Source organism: Nocardia sp. NPDC057353 (genome assembly GCF_042667085.1).
GTDB lineage: Bacteria > Actinomycetota > Actinomycetes > Mycobacteriales > Mycobacteriaceae > Nocardia.
The window spans coordinates 1-25152 of record NZ_JBHVAK010000078.1; the positions used below are offsets into that span (position 1 = coordinate 1).

Here is a 25152-nt window from a genome sequence, read left to right on the forward strand (position 1 = left end):
AGGTCTCGACCGGGGCCTCGCCGCTGGGCTCACAGGATGTCGGCGGTGCTGAACTTCGTCAGTTTCGGCGGGCCGGCGAGCAGCGGCCCGAGGTCCCGGATCTGGCCCGGCCCGGCCCGGAACTCCCGGTAGGCCTGATCGTGCTGCTCGGACTGCCAGCGCTCCAGGACGACCCAGCGCGCCGGGTCCGCGGCATCGACCAGCACCTCGATTCCCAGGCAGCCGTCGAAGGCCTGGGTCTCGGCGAGGACTCGCCCGAGGACGGTGCGGGCGTCGTCGAGCGAGTTCGGGGCGAACTGCAGCTCGAGCAGGGCAGTGAGAGTCGGCATTGCTTCTCCTGACTTCGGTCGGTCGAGGTGAGACTCGCACAGGGACATTCCGCCGTCCACCCCCGAGGACGTCCGCGCAGCGGGGACCGCAGCAGCGCCGCGAAGATCCGAACGGCGCTCCCGAGTTACGCCGCGAAGTGGCGACGCGCCGTGAGAGCGGCGAGTTCGAGGATCTCCGGTCTGTCCGCGCTCACGATGAAGCCGGCATCGATGGCTCGATCGAGCGCGGCGGTGAAGGCGGTGAGGTACTCGGTAGGCCCACCGGGGTAGAGCCGGGCCAGGTGATCCGCGTCGAACGGTGTACCGGACCCGAAGAGCGACGCCATGCGATCGGCCTCGGCATTCGAGCCCGATGTGACAGCGAGCGGGACATCGACCCAGGGCGTACGCAGCCCGCCGCACGCCACCCCGTGGTGGTCGGTCACGATCGCCGGGCGATCCCCGTCCGTCAGGTCGATCGGTGGCGCCTCGGGAGCGGGCCTGCCGGTGCCCACCCAGTCGTGCAGCCGCGCGATCGCCGCGTGCAGCACGTAGTGGTGCTGCGGTGCGAAGTTGCGGAAGTGGGCGAGCTGACGACCCATCAGCATGCTGGTCGGCCGGTACGCCTCGGCCAGCTCCTCGACCGGAACGAGCCCGTTGTCGAGGAACGCGCCCTGGATCGTGTAGTTGTCGGCGTGTGCGGCTCCAGGGATCTCCCAGACGCGGAGGTACTCGCCCGCGGGCTGCCTGGCCGGGAAGTAGCCGGGGAGCACACCGCCGAGCAGATCGGTCTCGGTGATCACCGCCAGCACCGGAACCCGCAGGTCGGTGCGGAATCGCGGGAGTGGGAGGCGGGCGACGGTGGCCGGGTCGAGCAGGGATCCGCCGTCCAGTGGCGCCGCGGGGCCGAACCGGGAATGGACGAGGAAGCCGTCGAATACTCCGGCGCGGGGGGCGACGGCATCGAGGTACGTCGTCAGGAACATGGCCGACTGGGACTCGCCGACCGCCAGAACCCGCTCGGGGTGGAGGCCACCGAGAAGCTCGGCACTCCGGTGCCGGACGACCGTGCCGAGTTGGCCGAAGATATCGAAGCTGAACTCGTCGCCCGGGTGGTTCAGCCGCCCGTAGCGCTGCGGATCAACGGTCTTGAGCGAGAAGTCGCCGACCATGCCGGGGCCGCCCTCGATGCCGACGCGCTGCGCCGAGACGCCGACATAGGCATAGCCCGCGCGCGCGAGTTCGCGGTGCGCCATCAACCACACGGCGGGCGCGTCCAGGCCGCCGCTGACATTGAGCCACTCGACCACCACCGTGCCGTTGAACCGGGCGGCGTCGGTGGGGACGACGGTGACCGCCCTGGTGGCGTACTCGGCCCGCGCGGCGGGCGTGACGGTCCAGCGGCCGTCGGCAGCGAGTTCACCGGCAGGCGCGTAGGAGCTCGCCGTCCCCTCGATGACGACTTCGCGGGCCGCGTAGCCGAGGTCGCTCAGGTCGTAGCTCCCGAGCAGCAGATTCGGTACGCCATCGATCGGCGTGAGGATGGGGTCTCGCACGGTCGACTCCTCGGTCCGGGTCGGGACGGAACTGGTTCGTCGAGACCGGCGCTGTCGGCCCGGCGGCGGAGTGCGGCGCCGGGCCGCGCGGGTCCCGGGGTCCAGCATCCCGCACGCGGGGCTGCCCGACCGGCGGTGTGCCTACTCGACACGCAGGTCGGCGGCGGTGGGCGAGGCCGGTGGCCCGGGTATCGGAGTCGACGGGCCGCGTATACCCGCGCCGCGAGGGTATAGCGAACGCGCAGACCCGAGGGTGAAACCCGATGCTGCCGAGATTCTTCGGCCGGTGTCGACGGGGTGTGCGGACGGGCTCGGAGGTCGGTGCGGTGTCGCGAACGGTGAAGTGGCAGAGGCGGAAGAGCGACTCCGGCCAGGCGGACAGGGGAACGCGGAGCGCGCGCAGCACCATGCGCAGGCTCCTCGCGTTGCCACCGCGCTGGAAACGCAGGATCGCGGGCCACCCCATCCGCCGCGACGGCCTGGAGCTGGACCTCGACACGCAGCTGCTGCTGCGAATCAGCAACGCGTGGCCCCGGCCGCGGCTGGACCCGGTGACTTCACCCCCGCGGATACGCGCCGCCGCGCGCCGCATGGCCATGGTCACCGCCGGTCCGGCCATCCCCATGTCCGTCACCGACAGCACCGTCGCGGGCGCCGAGACACCGCTGCCCGCCCGCGTCTATACACCGGGGGCGGGTGACACCGTGCTCGTGTGGTTCCACGGTGGCGGCTGGATCGCCGGTGACCTGGACACCCACGACGGACTGTGCCGCGCGCTCGCCGCGGGCACCGCCGCCACCGTCGTCTCGGTCGCCTACCGGTTGGCGCCGGATCACCCCTACCCCGCCCCGGTCGAGGACGCCTACGCCGCCTACCTCGACATCGTCGACCGGGCCGCCGAATTCGGTGTCGCGCCCGATCGGATCGCGGTCGGCGGGGACAGCGCCGGTGGCCACCTCGCCGCGCTGATCGCCCAGCGGACGGTGGAACGGGGCACCCCCGGTCCGCCGGCGCAACTGCTGCTGTATCCGGTCACCGACCTCACCGGGACCTGTCCCTCCCGCGAAACCCTGGCCCGCGGGTTCGAACTCACCCGCACCGACCTGGAGTTCTTCGCCCGCTGCTTCCTGCCGCCGGCCGTCGACCGTGCCGCGCCCGCGGTGTCCCCGCTGGCGGCCCCCGACCTGACCGGGGTGGCGCCCGCACTGATCGTCACCGCCGGATTCGACCCGCTCCGCGACGAAGGCGCCCGCTACGCCCGCCGCCTGCGCGAACACGGCGTCCCGGTCACCGAGCACCGATTCGACGGCTACACCCACGGTTTCGCCAACAACCGCCTGGCCTTCGGAGCCGCCGTCGACCGCATCGCCGCCCTGTTCTCCGCCGTCCTGAACGATCCCGCGCCCCGGCTCGAAGCGGCGCGCGAGGTCGTCCCCGCGGTCACCGATCGGCCGGCTGGGCGGGTGTCGAGAGCCACGTAGGGTCGGGGCATGGCTGTGCGACGCCTCGAATCCCGAGCCCTCGATCCCGTCCTCGACGATCGCGTGCTGCGCGAGCTCTACCCCTATCCCCCGGCGCTCACCCGGCCCTACGTCCGGGTGAACTTCGTACACAGCATCGACGGCGCCATGACCGACGGCGGCAAGGTCGCCTCCCTGGCGACCCCCGCCGACAAGGCGCTGTTCTTCGCCCTGCGCGCCGTCGCCGACGCGGTGCTGGTCGGCGCGGGCACCGTCCGCGCGGAGAACTACGGCCCGGCCGGTGGCAGCGACGAGGTGCGGCGATGGCGGGCCGAGCACGGTCTGGCACCGGTTCCGCCGGTGGTCGTCGTCTCCGCCTCGGCCCGGATCGAGCCGGACTCCCGGCTGGTCACCGCCGCGCAGGTCGCGCCGGTACTCGTCACCGCCGCCGCGGCCGACACCCACACGCTGGAACAGGCCGGGGTCCGGGTCGTGCGGTGCGCGGGTCCGGCGGTGACCAGTGCCGAACTACTCGCCGCGCTCGCCGATCTCGGGTTACACCGGGTGCTCTGCGAGGGCGGCCCGACGCTGCTCGGGCAGCTGCTCGACGACGACGCCGTCGACGAGCTCTGCGTCACCACCTCGCCCGTGACCATGGGCGGGCAGGCGAGCCGGATCGCGCACTCCCCCAACCTCGCTCACCGGAGAATGCGCCGGGGGCATACGCTCGCGGACGACGACGGCACGCTCATGGTGCAGTGGATCCGAGACCGCGCCTGAGCGGCGTCACGAGCACGAAGGACTACGCATGTCGGACAGCATCGGCGCGGCGGACACGAGCTGCGAGGCGGTGATCGCGGCCGCGGACTTCCCGGTCTTCGTCGTCACCACCCGCGCGGGCGCGGAGACCAGCGGCTGCCTGGTCGGGTTCACCGCGCAGGTCAGCATTTACCCGCTGCGGTTCCTGGTCGGGCTCTCCAAGCGCAACCACACCCACGGCGTCGCCGCGCGGGCCGAGCGGCTCAACGTGCACCTGCTCGGCAGTGATCGACTCGCACTGGCCACGCTGTTCGGCAGCGAGACCGGCGACGAGGTCGACAAATTCGCCCGCTGCGCCTGGCATCCCGGTCCCGACGGGCTGCCGGTGCTCGACGAGGCAGCGGGCTGGTTCGGCGGGGCGATCCTGGAGCGGCACGACTTCGGCGACCACACCGCCGTGCTCCTCGCCCCCGACACCGGCGCCGCGCCGCCCGCCGACGTCTCGACCCTGCGCTTCCACATGGTCGAGCACCTCGAGCCCGGCCACGACGCCTGAGCGCCGCGCCGGTCAGCGCTGCTCGGCGGGATCGGGGTCGGGCAGCTCGTGCGGGCGGTAGGCGGGCAGCCTGCTCGCGGGCAGGATCGCGGTGGCGCTGGCCGCGGCGAGCACGAGCAGCCCGAGTTTGAGGGTGCGCAGGCGGGCCTCCTCGTTGACCGCGACGGCGGCCTCGACCTCCACCGGGGTGGCATCGGTGCGCTCGAGCACCTCGCGGAGCTGGTCGTTGCTGACGAAGTTGACGTTGTCCAGGTCGACCTGGGCGAGCAGCCGGTCCGGCAGCTCGACATTGTCGACCAGCGCCTGCCCGACGCTGAAGCTGAGGATCGTCACCAGCAGCGCGCCCGCGACGGCGGTGCCGACCGCGGAGGCCAGGTTCTGCGTGGTGCCGCGGATGGAGCCGACATCGCCCGCGAGTTCGCGCGGCACGGCGGTGACGAGCACGTTGAACACCAGGGTCACCAGCGCGCCCTGCCCGATCCCGAAGACGATGAGCCCGGCGATGGTCGGCGCCGTCTCCCAGTTGTTGGTCACGACGTAGGCGAGCCAGACCAGCGCCGCGGTGGTGAGGGTGAAGCCGAACATGCCGATGGTGCGCGGCGGGTAGGTCTTGTAGAAGCGGACCACGAGCGTGGCGGTGAGGAAGACCGTCAGGTTGAACGGGATCATGGCCAGCGCGGTGTCGAACGGGGTGCGGCCCTGCACGATCTGGATGTACAGCGGAACCGTGAAGTTCAGCGCGGCCTCGATCGCCACCACGATGAACATCGCGTACACGGCGGCGCGCTCGCGGGAGCTGGCGAGCACCGACAGGTCGACCAGGGTGGCCTTGCCGTCGCGGGAGCGGCGGCGCGTCCACACGAAGAACGCCTGGCCGAGCACGATACCGAGCACGATGAACACCGGTGCTGGGGAGAGCCCCGCCAGGCTGAAGGGCGCGTCCGGGGCGGCGAAGAACACGCCCCAGGCATTGAGGTTGTTGAACCCCAGCGTCAGCAGCACCACGGCGGCGCCGATGAGCACCGCCGCGACGACATCGATGCCGACGCCCGCGTGGCCGCGGTCCGAGCGCAGCGTGAAGCTGAGCGCGAAGACGGTGACGGCGAGGGCGAGCACGATCAGGAACACCGGCCGCCAGCCGACGAGCGTGCCCAGCGCGCCGCCGATGAAGAACGCGCTCATCCCGGAGACCGCGCGCGCCGAGCCGAGCGACCCGATCGCGGTGGCCTGCTGGGCGCCGCGGTAGTTCTCCGCGATCAGCGCGACCAGCGCCGGGACGATGATCGCCGCCGACCCGCCCGCCACCGCCTGCCCGGCGATCGCCCACTCCACCGACGGCGAGAGCGTCATCATCAGCGCCGAGCAGCCGAAGGTGACCACGACGACCCGGAAGATCAGCACCCAGCCGACCCGCTGGCCGAGTTTCGCGCCGACCATCACCAGGGCGGCGACCGCGAGGCCGTAGACGACGATCGTCGAGCTCGCCACGGTGGGCGCGACGCCGAAGTCCTCGACCATGCCGCCGATCGACACCGGCAGCGCGGCGACATTGAAGGACATGAGGATCTGCGCGACGAACAGCCCGATCATCGGGATCCAGGATCGCGACTGCTCGACGGCGGGGTCGGTGCTCATCGGTGGCTCTCCGTCCGTGGTGGCCGTGCGGCGGATGCGAACAGGTTCAGCCCGAGCGTGCGCGACAGGTAGGCGGTGGCGCGCTGCCCCCGCACGCTGTTGCCCGCGGAGTCGAGGCGCGGCGAGAAGGTGCCGATCGCACCCTTTCCCGGTGCGATCGCCACGATTCCCCCCGATACCCCCGACTTGGCGGGCAGCCCGATCTCGAAGAGCCACTCCCCCGAGCGCTCGTACATCCCGGTGGCAGCCAGCACCGACAGCGTGTCCCGACATACCTGCGGGGACACCACCCGCACGCCGGTCACCGGGTTCACCCCACCGTCGGCCAGGGTCGCGCCCATGACCGCGATATCGCGCGCGGTCACCGTGAGCGAGCACTGGCGGGTGTAGATGTCGGTGATCTCGAGCGGGTCGCGGTCGATCCGGCCGTAGCTCTCCAGCAGCCGCGCGATGGCCTTGTTGCGCTGGTTGCTCAGCATCTCCGAGTGGTAGACCTGCCCGTCCAGCTCCAGTTGGCGGCCCGCGAAGGCGGAGAGGCGGGTGCGGATGCGCTCCCACTGCTCGGCCGGGGTCGCACCGGGCACGAGCGCGGTGGTGGCCAGCGCGCCCGCATTGACCATGGGGTTCATCGGGTGTCCGTTGTTGAGTTCGATCGCGATCACCGAATTGAACGACAGCCCGGTGTTGTTCACGCCGACCCGTTCCCGGACGGTGTCGTGCCCGAGCTCGTCGCAGACCATGGCGTAGACGAACGCCTTCGCGATGGACTGGATCGAGAACCCGGCCTCGGCGTCGCCCGCGCTGTGCAGCGCGCCCGAGACCTCCGCGACCGCGATCCCGAACAGCTCGGGGTCGGCCGCGGCGAGCACGGGGATGTAGTCGGCGACCGCGCCCGAGGTGCGCGGAAGATACCGCTCGAGGGCGTCGCCGACGTGCTGCTCCACCTCGTCCCAGCCCGGCAGGAGGCCGGTCGAAACGGCCTGCTCCACCCCATCGACGTCGGGCTCGACCCCTCCGTCAGGTTCCCGCATGCCCGCCACTGTAACCAGCGCACGAGCCCACCGCGCCGCATCGACACTCCGGGTCTCCGCGGTTCGCCGGTGCTCGAGGCAGCTCAGCCGAGCGTGCCGTCCGCGATCCGCGCGCGCAGGCCCCGGCGATCGAGTTTGCCGCTGGGCAGAGTCGGGATGTGCTCGCCGGAGGTGAGGATCCAGCGGGTCGGGACCTTGTAGGCGGAGAGTTCGCGGCGGGTGCAGGCGTCGATCTCGGCGATGTCGAGGGCGGCGTCGGGTGCGGGGACGACCACCGCGCAGACCTGTTCGCCCCGGTCGGCGTCGTCGACGCCGACGACCAGGCACTGCTGCACGCCGTCGAGCCCCTCCACCACGGCCTCGACCTCGCGCGGCGAGACATTGGCCCCGGCCACCTTGATGAGCTCGCTGGTCCGCCCGACGTAGAACAGCCGGGGGTCGTCGGCGAGCCGGTAGACCCGGTCGCCGGTGTGGTACCAGCCGTCCGGGTCGAAGACCTCGTGCCGTTCGCGCTTGTTGTAGCCGGCCATGACGCCGATGCCGCGGATGTGCAGTTCGCCGGTGGTCCCGTCGGGCACGGGGGCACCGGTCTCGTCCACGATGCGGACGTCGGTGTGCAGGAAGCTGCCCGCGGTCTCGGAGAGGCTCCGGTGCACCGGGAACTCGTCCGGGACGTTGTGCAGCGCGATGTCGAGCGGGCCGTCGCGCAGCAGCGGCGCGGCGCTCAGGTCGCGGTCGGCGAAGCTCGGGTGCTCCCGGAGTCGCCGGGTGAAGGCGGGCCAGCCGACGATGCCGGTGCCGCGCTCGCGCTCGACGAGATCGAGCGCGGCGCCGGGCTCCGGGCGCGGCAGGACCAGCAGGGTCACCGGTTCGTGCAGCGCCCCGGTAGCGGCGAGGACCCCGCCGATCCAGAAGAACGGCATCGACGAGAGGACGCGCGGCCTGGCCGCGCCGCCGCAGAGCCCGCGGATCGCGGTGGGCCAGCCCGCGGTCTGGCGGACCAGGGTGCCGTGCGTGTGCAGCACGCCCTTGGGGTCGGCGGTCGAGCCGGAGGTGTGGATCATGATGGCGAGGTCGGCCGGGGTGACCTCGTTCTCCACGGCGGTGAGGATCTCGGCGGGGAGTATGTCCTCGTCGTCGAGCGTGGCGGTGTCGGCCCAGGACCGGTCGGTGGCGCCCGACAGCACGATGCGGCGCAGGTAGGGCGCGGTCGGCAGGGACAGCAGCGGTGTCGGCGCGGCGGCGAGCCCGGGCAGCGCCGCCTCCAGGCGCTCGGCGGTCGGCGCGCCCAGGACGTCCGGCGGCGCGACGAGCACCCCGATGTCGGCGAGCCGGATGACCTTGCCGAGCTCGGCGGGCGGGTAGAGCGTGCTCAGCGGCACCGCGACGGCGCCGATCCGGGAGACCGCCAGCCACCAGACGATCCACTCGACGTCGTTGGGGAACAACAGCCCGACCCTGGTCCCCTTGCCGACCCCGTCGCGCAGCAGCCGCCGCGCGGCGAGCCCGGACCGGTGCTGCGCCTCGGCGTAGGTGAGCCGCGCGTTCGGCGAGACGACATACGGGTGCTCACCGTGCACACCCGCGGCCCGCGCGAGCAGCCGCCCGACCGAGAGCGCGGTTCCCGAAAGCGACATATCAACTTCTCCGTTCGACCCCGCCAGTCTGGCACGGCCGCCCGGAACGGGTCAGTCCTTGAAGTAGACGAGCTGGTGACTGGTGGCCAGCACGGCTCCGTCCGGGCTCCACACCGTCGCGGCCTGGTCGAAGAACCCGGCGCCGAAGTGCTGGGCGCGGGCGGTGCCGAGCACCGGTCGATCGGCGACCTCGGCGAGCAGCTCGGCGCCCGCGTGGAAGTACACGGTCAGCGAGACGGTGCCCGCCAGCACCAGCCTGCCGGTGCGCACCATCGCCCGCGGAATGAACACGTCGCAGAGCGCGGTCAGAGCGGTCGGGTCCAGCGGGCGGGGCGGGGAGTCGCGCACCCAGACGGTGGTGACCGAGTCCGGTTGCGGGCCCGCGCCGGGGGCGAGCGGGCCTGCGCCCGCGACGAAGCGCTGCTCGTAGTTGCCCATCCAGATCGGGAACTCCGGCGGCGGGGTCGGCGCCACCTCGGTGGCGGGCGGCGCCTGCGGCGGCGCGACCTCGGAATCGGACCAGGTCGGGCGGCGCACGGCGGTCACCGCGGCGGCGGTGGTGGTGACGACGTCGTCCTGGACCAGCTCGACGGACCAGTGCTGGGTGCTGCGGTTGGTCCGCGTCGGGTGGGTGCGCACGGTGAACGGGCCGTCGGCGATCGGGCCCGCGTAGTGGACGGTGATCGAGACGGGCTCGCCGAGGCGGCGCGGATCGTCGAGCACCGCGCGCACCAGCGTCGCCGCGGTGATGCCGCCGAACGGCCCGACCATATTGCTGTACCCGGCCGCCGTGTGCCCGCGGAACTCCCCCGCGCCGACCGGCTCGAGGGTGGTGGCGGTATCGAACGGGTGGCGCGGTTCCACGGGCGGATCTCCTTCGGTGCGGTACTTCCGCGCTCACCGTAACTTCCTGATTGCCGCTACCTGCCAGCGCACTCCAGGAGCGGGTGCCAGGAAGGCGCGGGCGCAGCGGAACTCACGGGCTCGGCGGCTCCGCGCCCGGGAGCAGCGCCAGCGCGGCCGCCCGGGCGTGCATGATCGAATCCTCGGCGATCCTGGTGCCGAAGCAGACCAGCGCGCCCTCGTGCAGCAGGAGCAGGGTGGTGGCGGTGGCGACCGGGTCGGGGGCGCCCGCGTCGGCGGCGAGGCAGGCGAAGAGCTCGCGCATCCAGTGCTTCTGGCCGATCACGACGGCGTAGCCGGGGTGCTCGGGCGGGAGTTCGGCGTGCGCGCGGATCATGCCGCAGCCCTTGTCCGCGCGGGTGCGCATCCACTCCGCGCAGGCGTCGAAGATCGCGCCGACCCTGGCGCGCGGGTCGGCGCCCGCGGCGGCGACCCGCGCGTCGAGCAGGGCGCGCCACTCCGCGTCGCGGGCCCGCAGGTACTCGACCACCAGCCGCTCCTTGGAGCCGAACCGGTCGTAGAGCGTGCGCTTGGTGACCCCGGACTCCGCCGCGATGCGATCCACGCCGACGGCGGTGATGCCGTGGTCGTAGAAGAGCTGCGCGGCGGTGACCAGGATCTTGCGCGCGTTCGGCGTCCACTCGATGGCGGTTTCCACCCCACCACCTTACCGGTCTGTATAGTCCGACCCATGGGTATACAGATCGGTGAAGTCCGGGCGGCGGCGGTGCCCGCGGTGGCGTTCGTGCTGCTGTGGAGTTCGGGCTTCGTCGGCGCCAAGTGGATCGGCGCGCAGGCGCCGGTCCCGACGGTGCTGATGTGGCGCTTCCTGCCGATCGCCGTGGTCGCGGCGCCGATCGTGTGGCGGTTCGCGCGGCACCGCGGGCGCACCGCGTTCGGCCCGGTCGCGCTGGTCGGGCTGCTGTCGCAGACCGGCTACCTCGCGACGGTGTACTGGGCGATCGATCTCGGGGTGAACACCGGAACCACCGCGCTCATCGACGGTGTGCAACCGCTGGTGGCGGCCGCGCTGGTCGGGCCGTTGCTCGGCATCGTGGTCACCCGCAGGCAGTGGGCCGGGCTGGTGCTGGGGCTGGCCGGGGTCGCGCTGGTCACGCTCTCCGACGCCCTGCACGCCGCCGGGGTGCCCTGGTACGCCTACCCGGTGCCGCTGGCCGGAATGCTGGCGTTGGTCACGGCAACCGTACTGCAACGGCGCATCGCCGAGCCGCCATCGGCCGCGACGAGTCTCGCCGTGCACTGCACGGTGAGCGCGCTGACCTTCACCGTCGCTGCCGTGGCGACCGGCACCGCGGCCCCGCCCTCGGCGCCCGGGTTCTGGTTGGGTACCGCTTGGCTGATCCTGTTCGCGACCTTCGGCGGTTACGGGTTGTACTGGTACCTGCTCGCCCGGCACGACATCACCTGGGTGAACTCGCTGATGTTCCTGGTGGCACCGGTGACGGCGGTGTGGGGTGCGCTGGCCTTCGGCGAGAGTTTCACCCTCGCCACCGCCACCGGGCTGGTGATCGGCACGCTGGCGGTGCTGGTGGTCAGTGGCTCCCCGCGACCTCGGGTCGGCGCACCGGCGGGTGAAGTCAGGTCCCCCGGGTCTGCCGCCACGGCAACAGCGCCGAGCAGGCGAGCAGGATCACGGCGGCGACGCCGATGGCGACGCGGGGGCTGCTCACCGCCGCGATGACGCCGCCCGCGGCGATGAAGGCGGGCTGGAAGCACTTGGCGCTGATGGACCACGCGGTGCCGACGCGCGCCATGTGGTCGTCGGCGGTGCAATTCATGCGGTAGGTGGCGAAGACGGGGTTGAACACTCCCGCGCAGAAGAGCAGCAGGGTGTCGGCGGTCATCATCAGGATCAGCCCCGCGGTATCGGGGCCTGCCAGGAGGAACAGCCCCAGCCAGCAGGTGCGCAGCGTGCCGAAGCCCAGCAGGACGGCGCGCCCGCCCCAGTGCGCCACCAGCCGGGGTGCGCACAGGGAGCCGAGCAGCCCGCCGACCGCGGGCACTCCGAGCACCAACCCGTACTGCCACGGCGCGAAGCCGAGTTCGCGCAGCATGAGCAGCGCGATCAGCGGGCCGACCAGCAGTATGGAACCGCCGAAGATCATGCCGTTCCAGAACAGCCGGTTGAGGATCGGCTGCTGGAAGATGTAGCGCCAGCCGCTGCGAATTTCGCTGCGCCAATGCGCTTTCGGGCCGACACGCAGAGGTTCGGGCTCAGCGGTGGCGATACTCCGGATGCCGAGCGCGGCGAGCAGGTAGCTGATGGCGTCGATCAGCACGGTCACCGTGGCGCCGAAGATCGAGACCAGGGCGCCGCCGACGGGCGGGCCGACGGTGGTGGCTGTCCACAGGGTGGTTTCCAGTCGGCTGTTGGCGAGCACCCGATGCGATTGCGGCAGCAGCGATTTCAGGTAGGCGCCGTTCGCCGCGCCGAAGACGATGCCCGCCAGCGTCTGGATCGTGATCACGACGCACAGCTGCGCGTAGGTGAGCACCCCCGCCGCCGCGGCGAGCGGCACGCTGGCCGACGCGAGGAACGCGCCGAGGCAGGCCGAGACCATGATCGGGCGTTTGCGCCGGAACTCGAGGAGGGTGCCGATCGGCAGCGCGATCACGGCACTGCCGATCCCGGCGCAGGCCGCCATGAGCGACACCTGGAGATCGGACGCCTGGACGACCAGGATCGCGATCATCGACAGCGCACCGGCCGCGAGCGCCCCGCCCGCGTGGCTCACGGTGATCGAGCCCCAAAGGCGGTGGAAGTCCGCCGGGAGCCGGGGCGCGGAGAGCGAGCGCTGCTCGGTCTCGCTCCGCGGCACCCGTGCCCCTTTCGCCGACCCCGGCCCGATGGTTCGCAGGCAGGTTACGGCGTCGGTCGACGAACCCGCGAGCAACCCGCCGCTCCCGGTGCCGGTGATGCAGGCGCGGGCGCTGTACGACCGGGCGGCGGCTCCGCCGAGCTGCTTACGTCCCGGTCCACTTCGGCGCGCGCTTCTCCGCGAACGCCTTCGCCCCCTCGGCGGCATCGTTGGTCCCGAAGACCGGGCCGATCAACTCCATCTGCTTCTGCCACCGATCGGCGGAACTCCACTCCGCGGACTCGACCATGACCCGCTTGGTCACCGCCACCGCGATGGGCCCGTTGGCGGTGATCCGCTCGGCCAGCGCCAGCGCACCCGCCAACGCCTCGCCCGGTTCGGTGAGGGCGTTGACGAAACCGAACCCGGCCCCCTCCTCGGCGGTGAACGAGTCACCGGTGAGCGCGAGCTCGAGCGCCTTCTGGTACGGGATCCGGTGCTGCAGCCGCAGCAGCCCGCCACCACCGGCGACCAACCCCCGCTTCACCTCGGGAATCCCGAAGGTGGCGGTGCGAGAGGCGACGATCAGGTCGGTAGCCAGGACCAACTCGGTGCCGCCCGCCAGCGCGAACCCCTCGACCGCGGCGATCAGCGGCTTCACCGGCGGCTTCTCGGTGAAGCCGAGGCCACGGCCGGGGATGTACGGGAACTCCCCCGCCGCGAACGCCTTCAGGTCCATCCCCGCGCTGAAGTTCCCGCCGCTGCCGGTCAGCACCGCCACCGACAGCTCGGGGGTGTCGTCCAGCTCGTCCATGGCGTCGGCCAGCCCCTGCGCCACCGCGAGGTTGATGGCATTGCGCGCGTCGGGGCGGTTGATGGTGATCAGCAGGGTGCGGCCGCGCCGCTCGGTCAGCAATTGGTCGGACAACTCTACCTCCACTGGCTTCGGATGCCGTCGGACTCCGTCTCGGTCCAGCCACACGGTAACCCGCAGGTGCGGAACAGGATCCGCTCGGAGAAACCGCGCTGGAACGTGCGCACGGTCTCCGATGCCTGTGCCGGGTACCCGCAGCGCGGGCACTTGCCGAAGTGGTCGAGGACGTCGCGGGTGACGGCGCTGACGAGCACGGGATTCGCGGACAGCCGCGGCCGCGACCGCGGGGCACCCTTGCGCCCGATACCACCCGTGCTCATATTGTTGACCTTACAGTATTCATTCCAGTCGCAGCGCGGCCTTCGGGCACTGCGCCACCGCCTCCTCGACGGCCGCCCGGTCCGCGTCCCCGACCTCGGCGGCGCGGATGTGCAGCACATCGTCGTCGTCGAGGTCGAAGACCTCGGGGGCGAGGCCGACGCAGATGCCGTTGGCCTCGCACTGGTCGGTGTCGAGCACGATCCTCATCGGGTTCCTTCCGGTCATTTCGCCGGAATGGCGTTCTGCAGGCCACCGACCTCGGTGATCTGCCAGCCGGAGTTCCGGTCGAGGGTGAGCGAGTAGGTGACGGTGGTGGCGGCGCCGTCCGGGTTCTGCACGCTGGTCGAGTTCACCGTCAGGTAGGCGTTGACCTGGTAGATGCCGCCGGATTCGGCGATGACGTCCGCGGAGAGCGGGGTGGCGGTCGAGCTCCACTGCAGTGGAAGCAGGATCTGTTCGAGCTGCGGGGCGGTGGCGTCGAACTTGGCGGCGAGCGCGGGCGCGGTGCCGGTCTTCAACCGGGTGAACCACGCTTTCACATCACGATAATCGATGGTGGAGGCACCGAGCGCGTAGTCGGCGGCGACCTGCTCGGCGTGGCGCTCGTCGGCGGCCCGCGCCTCGGTGTCGGCGATGGTGCCGCGGGCGCCCGCGTAGAGGATCGCGAGGGTCACGGTCGCCACCAGCAGGGCGGTCAGCGCGAGCGCGGTGAGTGCGGTGGAGAGCCGGATCGATACCGTGCGCGCCGCAGCGGGGGGCGCGGTCTCCGGTGCCTTCTCCTCGGTGTCCGTGCTCATGGGTTCGTCCTTTCCGGGGGCTAGCGGAGGCCGATGCGGAACTGCAGGGTGCCGTCGGGGGCGACGCCGTCGAGGGCCTGGTCGAGCAGGGCGCCGAGATCGAGGGCGGGGGCGGTGCGCACGGCGTCGGTGAGCACGGGTTCGAGCATCGGCCCGAGCGGGGCCAGGCTCGGGCCGATCCGGGCCAGCAGCGCCTCGACCTCGACCAGGAACGGGAGCACCCCGTCGCCGGTGAAGTACTCGGCGGGTGGGCGGGCCTCCACCAGCTTGGAGCCGTTCTCCACGATGGCGCTGAGCGTCACGCCGAACTCGCCGAAGAGCGGCCCGGCCGCGGCCAGCGACGGGCCGAGCCAGTCGATGTCGCCGCCGAGCGCTTGCAGGTCGGCGAAGAGCTGCCGCAGCTGCGCGGAGCGGCTGAGCAGGGTGGCGGCCAGCAGCGCGGTGGAGCGCTGCAGGGTCTGCATCGCCGTGTCGGTGCCGTCGAGGGCCTGGTCGAAGGTGCCGACCAGGCTCGCCATGGTCTCCGGGCGGATCTGGTCGAGCAGCTCGACCATGCGGGTGGAGAGCGCGGTGATGGTGGTCGGCAGCTGCACCCGCTCGGTCGGGACCTGCTGCCCGTCGGTGAGGTACGGGCCGGTGCCGGTGTCGGGGGCGAAGCCGATGTAGGGCTCGCCGAGCGCGGAGAGCTGCTCGATGTGCACGTCGCTGGCGACCGGGATGCGGTAGCGGTCGTCCACGGCGATCCGGACCAGCACCCCGGACGGCTCCGTGCGCACCTCCTCGGTGCGCCCGACCTGGATGCCGTGCAGCAGCACCGGGGCGCCGGGGCCGAGCCCGCCGGAGTTCGCCAGGTGCAGGGTGACGCCGTAGTGGTCGCGGCGCGGGTCCAGGTGCAGCACCCCGACGCCCATGTAGGCGACGCCGAAGACCAGGACGGCGGCGATGGCGGTGAGCGAGGTGATGCCGCGGATGTTCACCGGACCGCTCCGATCATGCGCAGGGTGTCGACGATGCGGGTGGTCTGCTCCTCCGGGGACATCGGCGAGGAGCCGACCGTCACCCGGCTCAGGTCGACCTTCGGGCCGCGCTCGGCGAACGGGATCACCTTCGTCTGCAGCAGGTCCGTGAGTTTCTTCAGGTTCGACGGCGCGGCGGTGTCGAACGGGGCGGCGCCGAACAGAACGGGGACCACCGCGCGCACGGTGTCCTCCAGCGCGGCGAGCAGCGGGCCGAGCCAGGCGGTGCTCGGCCCCACCGGGCCGAGCGAGGTGAGCACGAAGATCACCCCGATCTGCGCGTTCATGGCGTCGGTGGTCTGCTGCACGCCGTAGGGGGTGAGCAGCTCGGTGATGACCGGGGCATTGTCGAGCACGCCCTGCTGCACAACGGCTTCCAGTCCGTGCAGCATGTCGTCGAGCGCGGCGGCGTCGGCCGCGAGGTCGTTCAGGTCGGCGCCGACGGTCTCGGCGAGCCGGGCGGTGTCGCGCGGGTCGGCGGGCAGCACGCCGTTCATGGTGCGCACCAGGTCCTGGATGTCGGTGACGGCGCCGCTGCCGATGAAGATCGAGAGCGCGGCCAGGATGTCCTCGATGAGCGGTGGCTGGGCGGTGTCGGCGAGCGGGATGGTGGCGCCGGGTTCGATCCGGCCCGCGCCCGGCTCGGCCGGTTCGGTGAGCGCGATGTGCACGTCGCCGAGCGGGGTCTCCTGGCGCAGCTCCGCCCGCGTTCCGAGCGGCAGCCGCACCGTTTCCAGAATCTCGATGTCGGCGATCACGAAACCGGGGCGTGCGCTGCCGGTTCCGGCGTCCACCACGGTCACGCCGGTGAGCTCGCCGATCCGCACGCCGTCGGCGATCACCTTGGCGCCCTGCGGCAGGTTGAGCACATTGCCGAACTCGACGCGCAGCGGATAGGTCGGGCCGTCCACGCCCGCGCCCGGCACCGGCAGCTCGGCCGGGCGGAAGGCGCATCCGGCGAGCACCAGCACCGAGCCCACCGCGAGCAGCAGCCGCTTCATTGGGCGCTCACCGCCCCCAGCAGCAGCGCCGGGATCGGCACCTGGACGGCGCCCGACGCCGAGACCAGGCAGGGCTGCCCGAGCGCCTGCAACCCGGCGCAGACCTGCGCCGTCTCCGCAGCGGGCAGTGCGAGCGCCGGTGGCGCGTAGCCGATCTCGGTGCGGCCGGTGGCCGGGTCGACCGCGTTCGCGAAGCCGGTGGCGATCGCGGGCGTCTGCTCGATCAGCGCGGCGAGCGAGCCGACGCCCGCGGTGAGCAGCGCGGGCAGGTCGGGCAGGGCGTTGAGGTTGCGCAGGCCGGGGGTGACGAAGAGCCGGACGACGTCGTTGAGCTGCGGCAGCACCGAGGCCAGGTCGTCGACGAGCTGGATGATGGGTGGGAAGGCGATCGTGACGATGGCGTCGAAGGTCGGCGGCAGCTCGGTGACGACGTTCTCGACCGTGGCCCAGCCGCCGCGGGCCCGGTGCACCAGGGCGGTGAGGGCGTCGATGAGCGCGCCGATGTGGTCGATCGCCGCCCGCGGGGAGTTCAGCGCGCGGGCCAGCTGACTCAGCAGCGTGTTCAGCTCGGCGCCGGTGCCTGCGGTGGCGGCGTCGAGCGCGTCCAGCCCGGCCCCGACCGCGCCGCGCCCGGCGGGGTCCCCGGCGCTGTCGAGCTCGTCGGCGAGCCCGGCGAGGGCGTCGAAGGTGCGCGAGAGGCTCTGCGGGGTCAGCGCCTTGGTGATGCAGGTGGCGGGGTCGAGCCCGGGGCCTGCGGGCTCGGGGCCGACGAGCTCGAGCTTGCGGTCGGCGAGCACGGTGTCGTTGACGGTCACCGCGCCGACGTCCGGCGGCAGCTTCCGGTCCGCGCGGACCGTGAAGCGCACCCTGGCCGCGGTGGCGAGCGGTTCGATCGCGGTGACCTCGCCGACCCGGACGCCGTAGACGGTGACGGCGCTGCCCGCGTAGAGCCCGATGCTGTCCGGCAGGTCGGCGCAGTAGGTGCGGGTCTCCGGGGCCGGGCGCAGCAGCGCGAACCCGGCGACGGCGACCAGGACCAGGGTGAGCAGCACCGCGACCGACATGAAGCCGCGCGAGCCGAGGACGCGGGTCAGCATCCCGCCCCCCGCACCGGCACGCAGATCCCGGAGTGGTCGAGCGCCACCCCACCGGCCGGTGGCAGCAGCGGGCGCAGCCGGTCGCCGAGCGCGTTCAGCGCGGTGAGCAGTTCGTTCATCCGCACCCCCAGCTGGTCCAGCGGCGGCACGGCCTCGGCGAGCGCGTGGGCCTGGGCGGCCCAGGTCTCGTCCCACTTCCGGCCGAGTGGGGAGAGGCCGTGCAGCACCGCGGTGAGGTCGTTCAGCGCCTGGGCGATCTCGGTGGTGTAGGTGCGGACGATCGCCTCCAGGGTGCCCAGGTTGTGCACCAGCTGCACGAGCACGTCGGAGCTCCCGTTCACGGCGGTCAGGTACTCGTCGGCCACGGCGAGGGCGCGGGAGATGTCGGCGTTCTGCCGGTCCATGATCCCGACCAGGTCGCCGGTGGCGCGCACCGCGGCACGCACGGCGTCCGGGCTGCCCTGCACCGAACCGGCCAGGGTGGCCAGGTTCTGCCGCAGCAGCCCGCCATCGATCTCCCGGACCGGGGCGATGGCGGCCTCGAAGACCTGGGTCAGGTTGTAGGGCAGCACGACCCGTTCGCGCGGGATCACCGCGGTACCGAGCGGCGCGCTGCCCGCGGGTTCCAGCGCGAGGTAGTAGCCGCCGACCACGGTCAGCATCCGGACCCCGAGCGCGGTGCCGTCGCCGACGAAGACCTCCTCGTCCACGGTGAAGGTCATCCGCACCCGGTCCGGCAGCAGGGTCAGCTCGCGCACCTCCCCCACCGGGATGCCCGCCAGCCGCACGTCGTCGCCCGCCCGGATCGAGCCCGCCTGCGCGATGTCGGCGCGGTAGGTGCGGGTGGCGTCGGTGCCGCGCACGTACACCACCCCGACCCCGGCGACCAGCAGCGCCGACAGGCAGAGCCCGGTGATCCCCCAGCGCAGGTCGGTGCCCCGCGCATCCTGGTCGCGACGTTTCAGGAACGGCACAGCAGGACCCCCTGGCCGGCGATGAGCACCTGTAGCGGTTCGGGCGCGGTGGCGGTGCCGTTCGAGCAGGCTTCGGCACCGGTCGCGGGGACGGCCGCGGCCATGGTCTGGATGAGCCCGGGGAGTCGGTCGAACACCGCGGTGGCGGCGGCGGGGTCCGGGAAGGCCTGCCGCAGCGCGGCATCGAGGTCGCGACCGGGGTCGCCGGTGATGCCGAGGACGGCGAGGATGTTCCGGATCGGCTGGATGACCGGCGGGATGGCGAGCGAGAAGTCGACCAGCCCCGGCAGCTTCTCGCCGATGGCGGTGAACAGGTTGGTGAGGTTGGTGAGCAGCTGGACGGCATTGCCGGAGCGGCCGCCCAGTACCTCGGCCATCCGGGCCAGGTTGCCGACCAGGATGGAGAGGACGGCCTGGCGGTCGGTGGCGTAGCGGCTGAGCCGGTCGATGGCGTCCAGCGCGGGGCCGATCCCGGTGCCGTTGCCCTGCAGCACCGCGAGCATGCTCTCGGTGAAGGCATTGAGCTCACCGGGCGAGAGCTGGGCCAGCACCGGCTGCAGGCCGTTGAAGAGCGTGGTGATGTCGAAGGCGGGGACGGTCTGCGCGGTACCGAACTCGGTGCCAGGCTCGCGTTCGGCGGTGGGGCGCTCCGGCTGCACGATCTCCAGGTAGCGGAATCCGGTGAGGTTCTGGTAGCGGATGGCGACGGTGGAATCGGTGAAGACCGGGTGCGCGCGCTGCACGGTGAACCCGGCCCTGGCCAGCGTGCCGTCCAGCTCCAGCCGCTCGACCTTGCCGACCTGCACCCCGTAGATCCGCACGTCGTCGCCGACGCGCAGGCCGTTGGCGTCGGTGAAGAGCGCGGTGAAGGTGGCGGTCTCGCCCTCGACCGGCCGCTGCACCAGCTGGAACACCCCGGTCAGCGCGAACGCCATGACCAGGACCGCGGTGGCCACGCGCCACGCCAGCGCCCGCGTGCCCATCAGCGGCCCGCCACGATCGCGGCCAGCGGCCCGGCGAGGCCGGGAACCACGTCGAGCTCGACCTCGGCGGTCAGCACCGGGCCGTCGGGGGTCTCCCGGAACGCGCGGGCCAGCCGGTCCAGCAGCTCGGTGAGCTGCGCGCCGGTGCGGTCCGGGTCGCCGACGGTACGCGGGATCTGATCCAGCACGGTGGTGGCGATCGGCAGCAGCCCCTCGAAGTGCGGGCGGGCGGTGGTGAAGGTCTGGGTGACCACCGGCAGCAGCCGGGTGTCGATGCCGCCGAACATCTCCTTGAACCGGGCCAGGTTCTCCGGCGTGCGGAAGTACTGGTTGCTGTAGGCGGCGTCGAGCACGTCGAGCCCGCCGGTGATCATGGGCGGCACCCCGGCGAGCGCCGAGCCGAACTGCGCGAGCAGGACCGACGGCGGCAGCTCGCGGGTCTCGACGTAGGCGCGGACGGTGGCGCCGATGGCCTGCAGCAGCGGGGTGAAGGCGCCCACGTCGCGGGAGAGCGTGCCGAGCAGCTCGGCCAGCTCCGGCGTGAGCACCGAATCGGTCAGCAGCCCGGTCGATTTCAGCAGCGCGGCCAGGGTGGCGTCGCGCACCCGGCTCGCCTCGGGGCCGGTCAGGTCGACGGTGGTGCCGTCGGCGAGCGCGGTGCCGCCGGGGTTGGCGCGCAGCTGCAGCGCGGTGATGCCGAAGAGGTTGTCCGGCGCGTACTCCACGCTCAGCGCGTCGGTGAGGCCGAAGAGCCGCGAGCCGGAGAGCGCCAGCTCGACGGTCTTGCGGCCGGGGCCCGCGGTGTCGATGGCGCGCACCGAGCCGACCCGCACACCGTCCAGCCGGACGTCGGTCCCCGGCTCGACACCGGCCCCGACCGCTCCGGTGACCAGCTCGACCCGGATCTCGTCGGCCGGGCGGCCCTCGGGGACCACCCGCCAGGCGAGCAGCAGCACGGCGGCGAGCGCGACGGTACAGAGCCCGATCGTGCGGGCGCGGCGGGGTCCGACCTCGGTGCCGGAGAGCGAATAGGCGGGCATCACATCATCCGGTGAACGAGATCGGCGACTGGAAACCCCAGAGCGCGATGGTGGCGACCATGTCGAGGGCGATGATCGAGACCAGGCTGGCCCGGATCGCCCGGCCGGAGCCGATGCCGACCCCCTCCGGGCCGCCGGTGGCGAAGTAGCCCTGGTAGCTGTGGATCAGCACCACGGCGACCGCGAAGATCATCACCTTGATGGTGGCGGCGACGACGTCCCAGCTCAGCACGAACTGGTCGAAGTAGTGGTCGTAGGTGCCGGACGGGGTGCCGTGCACGACGGTGACGACCAGCTCGCAGGAGAGGTAGCTGAGGATCAGCGCGACCACGAACGCCGGTGCCACCGCGACGATCCCGGCGATCACCCTGGTGGTGACCACGAACGGCACCGAGCGGATGCCGAGCGACTCCAGCGCATCGATCTCCTCGGAGATGCGCATGGAGCCGATCTCGGCGGTCATCCGGCACCCCGCCTGCGCGGCGAAGCCGACGCCGGCCGCGATCGGCGCCAGCTCGCGGGTGATGCCGAAGGCGGAGATGAGCCCGGAGAGCTGGCCCAGTGAGAGCAGGTTCAGCGCGCTGTAGGCCTCGATGCCGATCGAGGCGCCCATGGCGGCGCCGAGCAGCAGCATGAGCGGGACCACGCCGCCGCCGATGATGACCGAGCCGCGCCCCCAGGTCATGTCGGTGATCACCGCGAGGGTCTGGCGCCGGTAGTGCACCAGCGTGTACGGCACCGAGGCGAGCACCTGCCAGGCGAACCCGAGCGCGAAGCCGAGCGTTTCGATCGGGCCGAGCGGGCGGGCGTGCCGCGCGTAGCGGCGCAGCCCGCGCAGCCCCGGCGGGGCGTAGGACGAGGCCGTCATCACGCCATCCTGACCGGCAGGAACATCGTGACGACCTGGGTGATCACGGTGTTCAGCACCGCCACCGCGGCCACCGACATCACCACCGCCGCGTTCACCCCGTCGGCCACCCCGCGCGGCCCGCCCTTGGCCTCCAGCCCGCGCTGGCAGGCGATCACCACCACCAGGAAGCCGAAGATCATGGATTTCACCAGCGACACCCAGATGTCGGCGGTCGTGGTGAAGGAGCCGAAGGACTCCCAGTAGCTGCCCGGCGTGACGTCCAGCGCCGCGACCGCGACCACGAACCCGGCGGCGATGCCGACCACGATGATCAGGATGTTCAGCAGCGGCGCCACCACCAGCATGGCCGCGATCCGCGGGACCACGAGGCGCTGGATCGGGTCCACCCCCATCACGCGCAGCGCGTCGACCTCCTCGCGGATGGTGCGGGCGCCCAGGTCGGCGGCGATGGCGGCCGCGCCCGCGCCGCCGAGCAGCATGGCCGCCGCCATCGGCGCGCCCTGCTTGATCACGCCGAGCCCGCCCGCCGCGCCGATCATGGTGTCCGCGCCGAGCTGGGAGACGATATTGCCGACCTGCGCCGAGAGGATCACCCCGAACGGGATGGCCATCAGCACGCTCGGCACCGCGGTGACGGTGATCAGGAACCAGGCCTGGGCCAGGCTCTCGCGCACCTGGAAGCGCAGCCGAACCGCGTCCGCGGTGCCGATCCGCACCGCCGAGCCGCCGATCCGCAGCGCCCGGCCGAGCGTCGCCAGACTGGCGAGCACGGTGCCGGAGAAGTTCCGGCGCAGCACGGCCGCGTTCGACGCCATCGACCCTCCACGCTTCCGAGACAGTGATCCGAACCACAGACCAGACAACTGTCCAGAAGTTACTACGGAGGCGGAGCGAGCGCAATCGAGAAACGCATTCCCGTTGCCGAACGGCGCAATTCGCATGGACAGGTGTCTGGACCGGTGACCATAGCTTCGGTAGCGTGACCTGGACCACTGATCGCGACAGCAAGGACGCCTGCCCCGATGCCTCGAAGCCACTCGATCCCGTCCGGTCCGCAGGACATCACCGCGCCCTGGCTCGCCGACGTGCTCGGCGTGGCCGTCGACGCCGTCCGGGTCGAGGCGATCGGCACCGGGCAGACCGGCGCCACCTACCGGGTGACGCCCACCGCACCGCCCGCGTCGGGGCTGCCCGCCACGCTGGTGGCGAAGCTGCCCGCGCAGGACCCGGCGATCCGGGAGCGCTGCGCGCTCGGCTACCGCTCGGAGTGCGCCTTCTACGACGAGATCGCCGGGACGGTCGCGGTGCCACTGCCCACCGTGTACCACTGCGACATCACCGAGGCGGCAACGGAATTCGTGCTGCTCCTGGAGGACCTCACCCCGGCCGCGCAGGGCGACCAGCTCGCGGGCTGCACCCCCGAGCAGGCCGCGCCCGCGGTCGCCGCGCTGGCCGGGCTGCACGGCCCGCGCTGGTGCGACCCGGCCTGGCTCTCCTTCACCGGCACCGCCATGCCGAAACCGGACGCGAACCTGGCCGCCGGGCTGGCCGGGATCACCGGCACCGCCCTCGAGATCACCCTGGGCAAACTCGGCGATCGGCTCGATGACCGTGCCACGCTCGAGCGGGTCGCCGAGCTGACCGAGCCCTGGCTGCTCCACGCCCCGGAGCGGTTCTCGGTGCTGCACGGTGACTTCCGCGTCGACAACCTGCTGTTCCACCCGGCCGATTCCCGGATCACGGTGGTCGACTGGCAGACCGTGAGCGTCGGCCTGCCCGCCCGCGACCTGGCCTACTTCCTCGGGACCAGCCTGCTCCCCCCGGTGAGGGCCGAGTACGAGCGCGACCTGGTCGCCCGCTACCACCGCGCCCTCGCCGAGTACGGCGTCACCGACTACTCGGCCGAGACCTGCTGGCAGGACTACCGGGTCGGCATGCTGCAGATCCCCGTGCTCACCGCGCTCGGCTTCGCCTTCTCCGCCGCCACCGACCGCGGCGACGACATGATCGCCACCATGCTCGACCGCGGCTGCCGCGCCATCCGCGAACTCGGCACCCTCGACCTGATCGAGCGCCGATGAGCGCCGCCTTCGACGAACTCGGCTACTACCTGCTGGCGGGCGCGGGCGACCCGCGCACCCTGGTCGAGGAGGCCAGGCACGGCGAGGAGCTCGGGCTCGGGACCGCGTTCATCTCCGAGCGGTGGAATGTCAAAGAGGCGTCCTCGCTGGTCGGCGCGGCCTGCGCGGTCACCGAGCGGATGCGGATCGCCACCGCCGCCACCAACCACAACACCCGCCACCCGCTGATCACCGGCGCGTGGGCGACGACCATGCACCGGCTCTCCGGCGGGCGCTTCACCCTCGGCATCGGGCGCGGGATCGCCGCCATCTACAACGCATTCGGCGTCCCGGCGGTGACGACCGCGCAGATGGAGGACTTCGCCGGAGTCATGCGCAGGCTGTGGCGCGGCGAGGTGATCGTGGACCACACCGGCCCGATCGGGAACTACCCGGTGCTGGTACTCGACCCGGAGTTCCGCGAGGACATCCGGCTCGCCCTGGTCGCCTTCGGCCCGCAGACCCTCGCCCTGGGCGGGCGCGCCTTCGACGACGTCGTCCTGCACACCTTCTTCACCCCCGAGACCCTGCGGCGCAGCGTCCGGATCGTGAAGGAGGCCGCGGAGCAGGCGGGCCGCAACCCCGACGACGTGCGGGTGTGGTCCTGCTTCGCGACCGTGGGCGACCACCTCCCCGAGGAGCTGCGGCTGCGCAAGACCGTGGCCAGGCTCGCCACCTACCTGCAGGGCTACGGCGACCTCATGGTGCGCACCAACGACTGGGACCCCGCCGTGCTCGCCCGCTTCCGGCAGGACCCCGTGGTGACCTCGGTGCCAGGCGGCATCGACCACAGGGCCACCCCGGACCAGATCGAACACATCGCGGGCCTCATCCCGGACGAATGGCTGGAACCCGCCGCCACCGGCAGCCCCGCGCAGTGCGTCGCCCGCATCCGGCAGGAGTTCGACCACGGCGCCGACCGCGTCATCCTGCACGGCGCCACCCCGACCGAACTCGAACCCATCCTGGCCGCGTACGGCAGCACGGCCTGAGCCGGGGCGTCACCCGGTGGCGCGCTCCGGCGGGTCGTCGGCGTCGGCGCGGAGCTGATCGCGCTCGGCGGTCAGCGCCGCGTTGTCGTCCTCCAGCTCCAGGATCCGGCCGATTCCGGCCAGGTTGACGCCCTGGCTGCTCAACTGCGCGATCCGCCGCAGCCGGGCGAGGTCGTCACCGCTGTAGCGGCGGGTGCCGCCGGGGCTGCGCGCCGGGGTGATGAGCCCGTGCTGTTCGTAGAGCCGCAGGGTCTGGACCGCGATCCCGGCCAGCTCGGCCGCCACCGAGATCGCGTACACCGCCCGGTCCGAACCGGGCACCGTCTCGCCGCTCGACCTGTCCACCATCGCCTGCTCTCACCGCCTCCTGAATCACTTCGAGATTATCTCATCAGCGTACTT

General features: G+C 72.2%; 26 protein-coding genes. 6 read left to right on the top strand and 20 right to left on the bottom strand.

The window, feature by feature from the left end; translation table 11 throughout:
* Nucleotides 1-29 precede the first annotated feature (29 nt).
* Together ACFUUZ_RS28335 and ACFUUZ_RS28340 are read right to left on the bottom strand one after the other, a co-directional pair.
* Entirely contained in the window at nucleotides 30-329 is a 300-nt protein-coding gene (locus ACFUUZ_RS28335; protein WP_378701467.1) for a putative quinol monooxygenase, read from the bottom strand.
* Between the two features lie 125 nt (nucleotides 330-454).
* On the bottom strand, nucleotides 455-1864 hold the full coding sequence (locus ACFUUZ_RS28340; RefSeq protein WP_378701469.1) for an alpha/beta hydrolase domain-containing protein: 1410 nt from the start codon (nucleotides 1862-1864) through the stop codon (nucleotides 455-457).
* Between the two features lie 338 nt (nucleotides 1865-2202).
* Here ACFUUZ_RS28340 and ACFUUZ_RS28345 point away from each other — a divergent pair, with 338 nt between their 5' ends.
* Genes ACFUUZ_RS28345 through ACFUUZ_RS28355 form a run of 3 tightly spaced genes read left to right on the top strand, consistent with a single transcriptional unit; the run spans nucleotide 2203 to nucleotide 4639 of the window.
* Nucleotides 2203-3345, top strand: coding sequence for an alpha/beta hydrolase (locus ACFUUZ_RS28345; RefSeq protein ID WP_378701471.1), 1143 nt, complete (start codon nucleotides 2203-2205; stop codon nucleotides 3343-3345).
* A 9-nt stretch (nucleotides 3346-3354) separates the two neighbouring features.
* Nucleotides 3355-4104 (top strand): dihydrofolate reductase family protein, encoded by a 750-nt coding sequence (locus tag ACFUUZ_RS28350; protein ID WP_378701473.1) that lies wholly within the window; start codon nucleotides 3355-3357, stop codon nucleotides 4102-4104.
* A gap of 28 nt (nucleotides 4105-4132) precedes the next feature.
* Entirely contained in the window at nucleotides 4133-4639 is a 507-nt protein-coding gene (locus ACFUUZ_RS28355) for a flavin reductase family protein (RefSeq protein ID WP_378701475.1), read from the top strand.
* Between the two features lie 12 nt (nucleotides 4640-4651).
* Here the strand turns inward: ACFUUZ_RS28355 and ACFUUZ_RS28360 are convergent, their stop codons facing one another.
* The 5 genes from ACFUUZ_RS28360 to ACFUUZ_RS28380 all read right to left on the bottom strand — a co-directional run bounded on the left by ACFUUZ_RS28360 (nucleotide 4652) and on the right by ACFUUZ_RS28380 (nucleotide 10503).
* Nucleotides 4652-6274: an MFS transporter gene (locus ACFUUZ_RS28360; RefSeq protein WP_378701477.1), complete on the bottom strand. Its 1623-nt coding sequence runs from the start codon at nucleotides 6272-6274 to the stop codon at nucleotides 4652-4654.
* Entirely contained in the window at nucleotides 6271-7305 is a 1035-nt protein-coding gene (glsA, locus tag ACFUUZ_RS28365; RefSeq protein ID WP_378701480.1) for a glutaminase A, read from the bottom strand. The genes ACFUUZ_RS28360 and glsA overlap by 4 nt, the downstream gene beginning before the upstream one ends.
* 83 nt (nucleotides 7306-7388) lie before the next feature.
* Nucleotides 7389-8942, bottom strand: a complete 1554-nt coding sequence (locus tag ACFUUZ_RS28370; RefSeq protein ID WP_378701482.1) for a class I adenylate-forming enzyme family protein — start codon at nucleotides 8940-8942, stop codon at nucleotides 7389-7391.
* A gap of 51 nt (nucleotides 8943-8993) precedes the next feature.
* A complete protein-coding gene (locus ACFUUZ_RS28375; protein WP_378701484.1) occupies nucleotides 8994-9806 on the bottom strand; it encodes an acyl-CoA thioesterase in 813 nt (270 codons plus the stop codon).
* A 112-nt stretch (nucleotides 9807-9918) separates the two neighbouring features.
* Nucleotides 9919-10503: a TetR/AcrR family transcriptional regulator gene (locus ACFUUZ_RS28380; RefSeq protein ID WP_378701486.1), complete on the bottom strand. Its 585-nt coding sequence runs from the start codon at nucleotides 10501-10503 to the stop codon at nucleotides 9919-9921.
* Nucleotides 10504-10536: 33 nt separating this feature from the next.
* On the opposite strand from ACFUUZ_RS28380, the gene ACFUUZ_RS28385 reads away from it, so the two are divergent.
* Nucleotides 10537-11547 carry a DMT family transporter gene (locus tag ACFUUZ_RS28385; RefSeq protein ID WP_378701489.1) on the top strand — a complete coding sequence of 337 codons (1011 nt, stop codon included), beginning with the start codon at nucleotides 10537-10539 and terminating at the stop codon, nucleotides 11545-11547.
* Here the strand turns inward: ACFUUZ_RS28385 and ACFUUZ_RS28390 are convergent.
* The 12 genes from ACFUUZ_RS28390 to ACFUUZ_RS28445 form a co-directional block, all read right to left on the bottom strand.
* Nucleotides 11444-12685 carry an MFS transporter gene (locus tag ACFUUZ_RS28390; protein ID WP_378701491.1) on the bottom strand — a complete coding sequence of 414 codons (1242 nt, stop codon included), beginning with the start codon at nucleotides 12683-12685 and terminating at the stop codon, nucleotides 11444-11446. The genes ACFUUZ_RS28385 and ACFUUZ_RS28390 overlap by 104 nt on opposite strands.
* 145 nt (nucleotides 12686-12830) lie before the next feature.
* Nucleotides 12831-13592: a crotonase/enoyl-CoA hydratase family protein gene (locus ACFUUZ_RS28395; protein ID WP_378701493.1), complete on the bottom strand. Its 762-nt coding sequence runs from the start codon at nucleotides 13590-13592 to the stop codon at nucleotides 12831-12833.
* Between the two features lie 285 nt (nucleotides 13593-13877).
* A complete protein-coding gene (locus tag ACFUUZ_RS28400; RefSeq protein WP_378701495.1) occupies nucleotides 13878-14066 on the bottom strand; it encodes a ferredoxin in 189 nt (62 codons plus the stop codon).
* A 14-nt stretch (nucleotides 14067-14080) separates the two neighbouring features.
* On the bottom strand, nucleotides 14081-14656 hold the full coding sequence (locus ACFUUZ_RS28405; protein ID WP_378701496.1) for a hypothetical protein: 576 nt from the start codon (nucleotides 14654-14656) through the stop codon (nucleotides 14081-14083).
* A 20-nt stretch (nucleotides 14657-14676) separates the two neighbouring features.
* Nucleotides 14677-15633, bottom strand: coding sequence for an MlaD family protein (locus ACFUUZ_RS28410; RefSeq protein WP_378701497.1), 957 nt, complete (start codon nucleotides 15631-15633; stop codon nucleotides 14677-14679).
* Nucleotides 15630-16673, bottom strand: a complete 1044-nt coding sequence (locus ACFUUZ_RS28415; RefSeq protein ID WP_378701498.1) for an MlaD family protein — start codon at nucleotides 16671-16673, stop codon at nucleotides 15630-15632. The genes ACFUUZ_RS28410 and ACFUUZ_RS28415 overlap by 4 nt, the downstream gene beginning before the upstream one ends.
* A complete protein-coding gene (locus tag ACFUUZ_RS28420) occupies nucleotides 16670-17770 on the bottom strand; it encodes an MlaD family protein (RefSeq protein WP_378701500.1) in 1101 nt (366 codons plus the stop codon). Before ACFUUZ_RS28420 ends, ACFUUZ_RS28415 begins: the two co-directional genes overlap by 4 nt.
* Nucleotides 17764-18744, bottom strand: a complete 981-nt coding sequence (locus ACFUUZ_RS28425; protein ID WP_378701502.1) for an MlaD family protein — start codon at nucleotides 18742-18744, stop codon at nucleotides 17764-17766. Before ACFUUZ_RS28425 ends, ACFUUZ_RS28420 begins: the two co-directional genes overlap by 7 nt.
* Complete coding sequence (locus ACFUUZ_RS28430; RefSeq protein WP_378701504.1) at nucleotides 18732-19727, bottom strand: MlaD family protein; 996 nt, start codon at nucleotides 19725-19727, stop codon at nucleotides 18732-18734. Before ACFUUZ_RS28430 ends, ACFUUZ_RS28425 begins: the two co-directional genes overlap by 13 nt.
* Entirely contained in the window at nucleotides 19727-20767 is a 1041-nt protein-coding gene (locus tag ACFUUZ_RS28435; RefSeq protein ID WP_378701506.1) for an MlaD family protein, read from the bottom strand. The genes ACFUUZ_RS28430 and ACFUUZ_RS28435 overlap by 1 nt, the downstream gene beginning before the upstream one ends.
* A 4-nt stretch (nucleotides 20768-20771) precedes the next feature.
* The gene (locus ACFUUZ_RS28440) at nucleotides 20772-21635 is read right to left on the bottom strand and encodes an ABC transporter permease (protein ID WP_378701508.1); all 864 of its coding nucleotides are present in this window, start codon (nucleotides 21633-21635) and stop codon (nucleotides 20772-20774) included.
* Entirely contained in the window at nucleotides 21635-22453 is an 819-nt protein-coding gene (locus ACFUUZ_RS28445) for an MlaE family ABC transporter permease (RefSeq protein ID WP_378701510.1), read from the bottom strand. The genes ACFUUZ_RS28440 and ACFUUZ_RS28445 overlap by 1 nt, the downstream gene beginning before the upstream one ends.
* Nucleotides 22454-22660: 207 nt before the next feature.
* Here ACFUUZ_RS28445 and ACFUUZ_RS28450 point away from each other — a divergent pair, with 207 nt between their 5' ends.
* Complete coding sequence (locus ACFUUZ_RS28450; protein ID WP_378701512.1) at nucleotides 22661-23719, top strand: phosphotransferase family protein; 1059 nt, start codon at nucleotides 22661-22663, stop codon at nucleotides 23717-23719.
* On the top strand, nucleotides 23716-24750 hold the full coding sequence (locus ACFUUZ_RS28455) for a TIGR03857 family LLM class F420-dependent oxidoreductase (protein WP_378701514.1): 1035 nt from the start codon (nucleotides 23716-23718) through the stop codon (nucleotides 24748-24750). The genes ACFUUZ_RS28450 and ACFUUZ_RS28455 overlap by 4 nt, the downstream gene beginning before the upstream one ends.
* Nucleotides 24751-24759: 9 nt before the next feature.
* Here ACFUUZ_RS28455 and ACFUUZ_RS28460 read toward each other — a convergent pair whose 3' ends face one another.
* Nucleotides 24760-25098 (bottom strand): heat shock protein transcriptional repressor HspR, encoded by a 339-nt coding sequence (locus tag ACFUUZ_RS28460; RefSeq protein ID WP_378701516.1) that lies wholly within the window; start codon nucleotides 25096-25098, stop codon nucleotides 24760-24762.
* Between the last annotated feature and the right edge of the window lie 54 nt (nucleotides 25099-25152).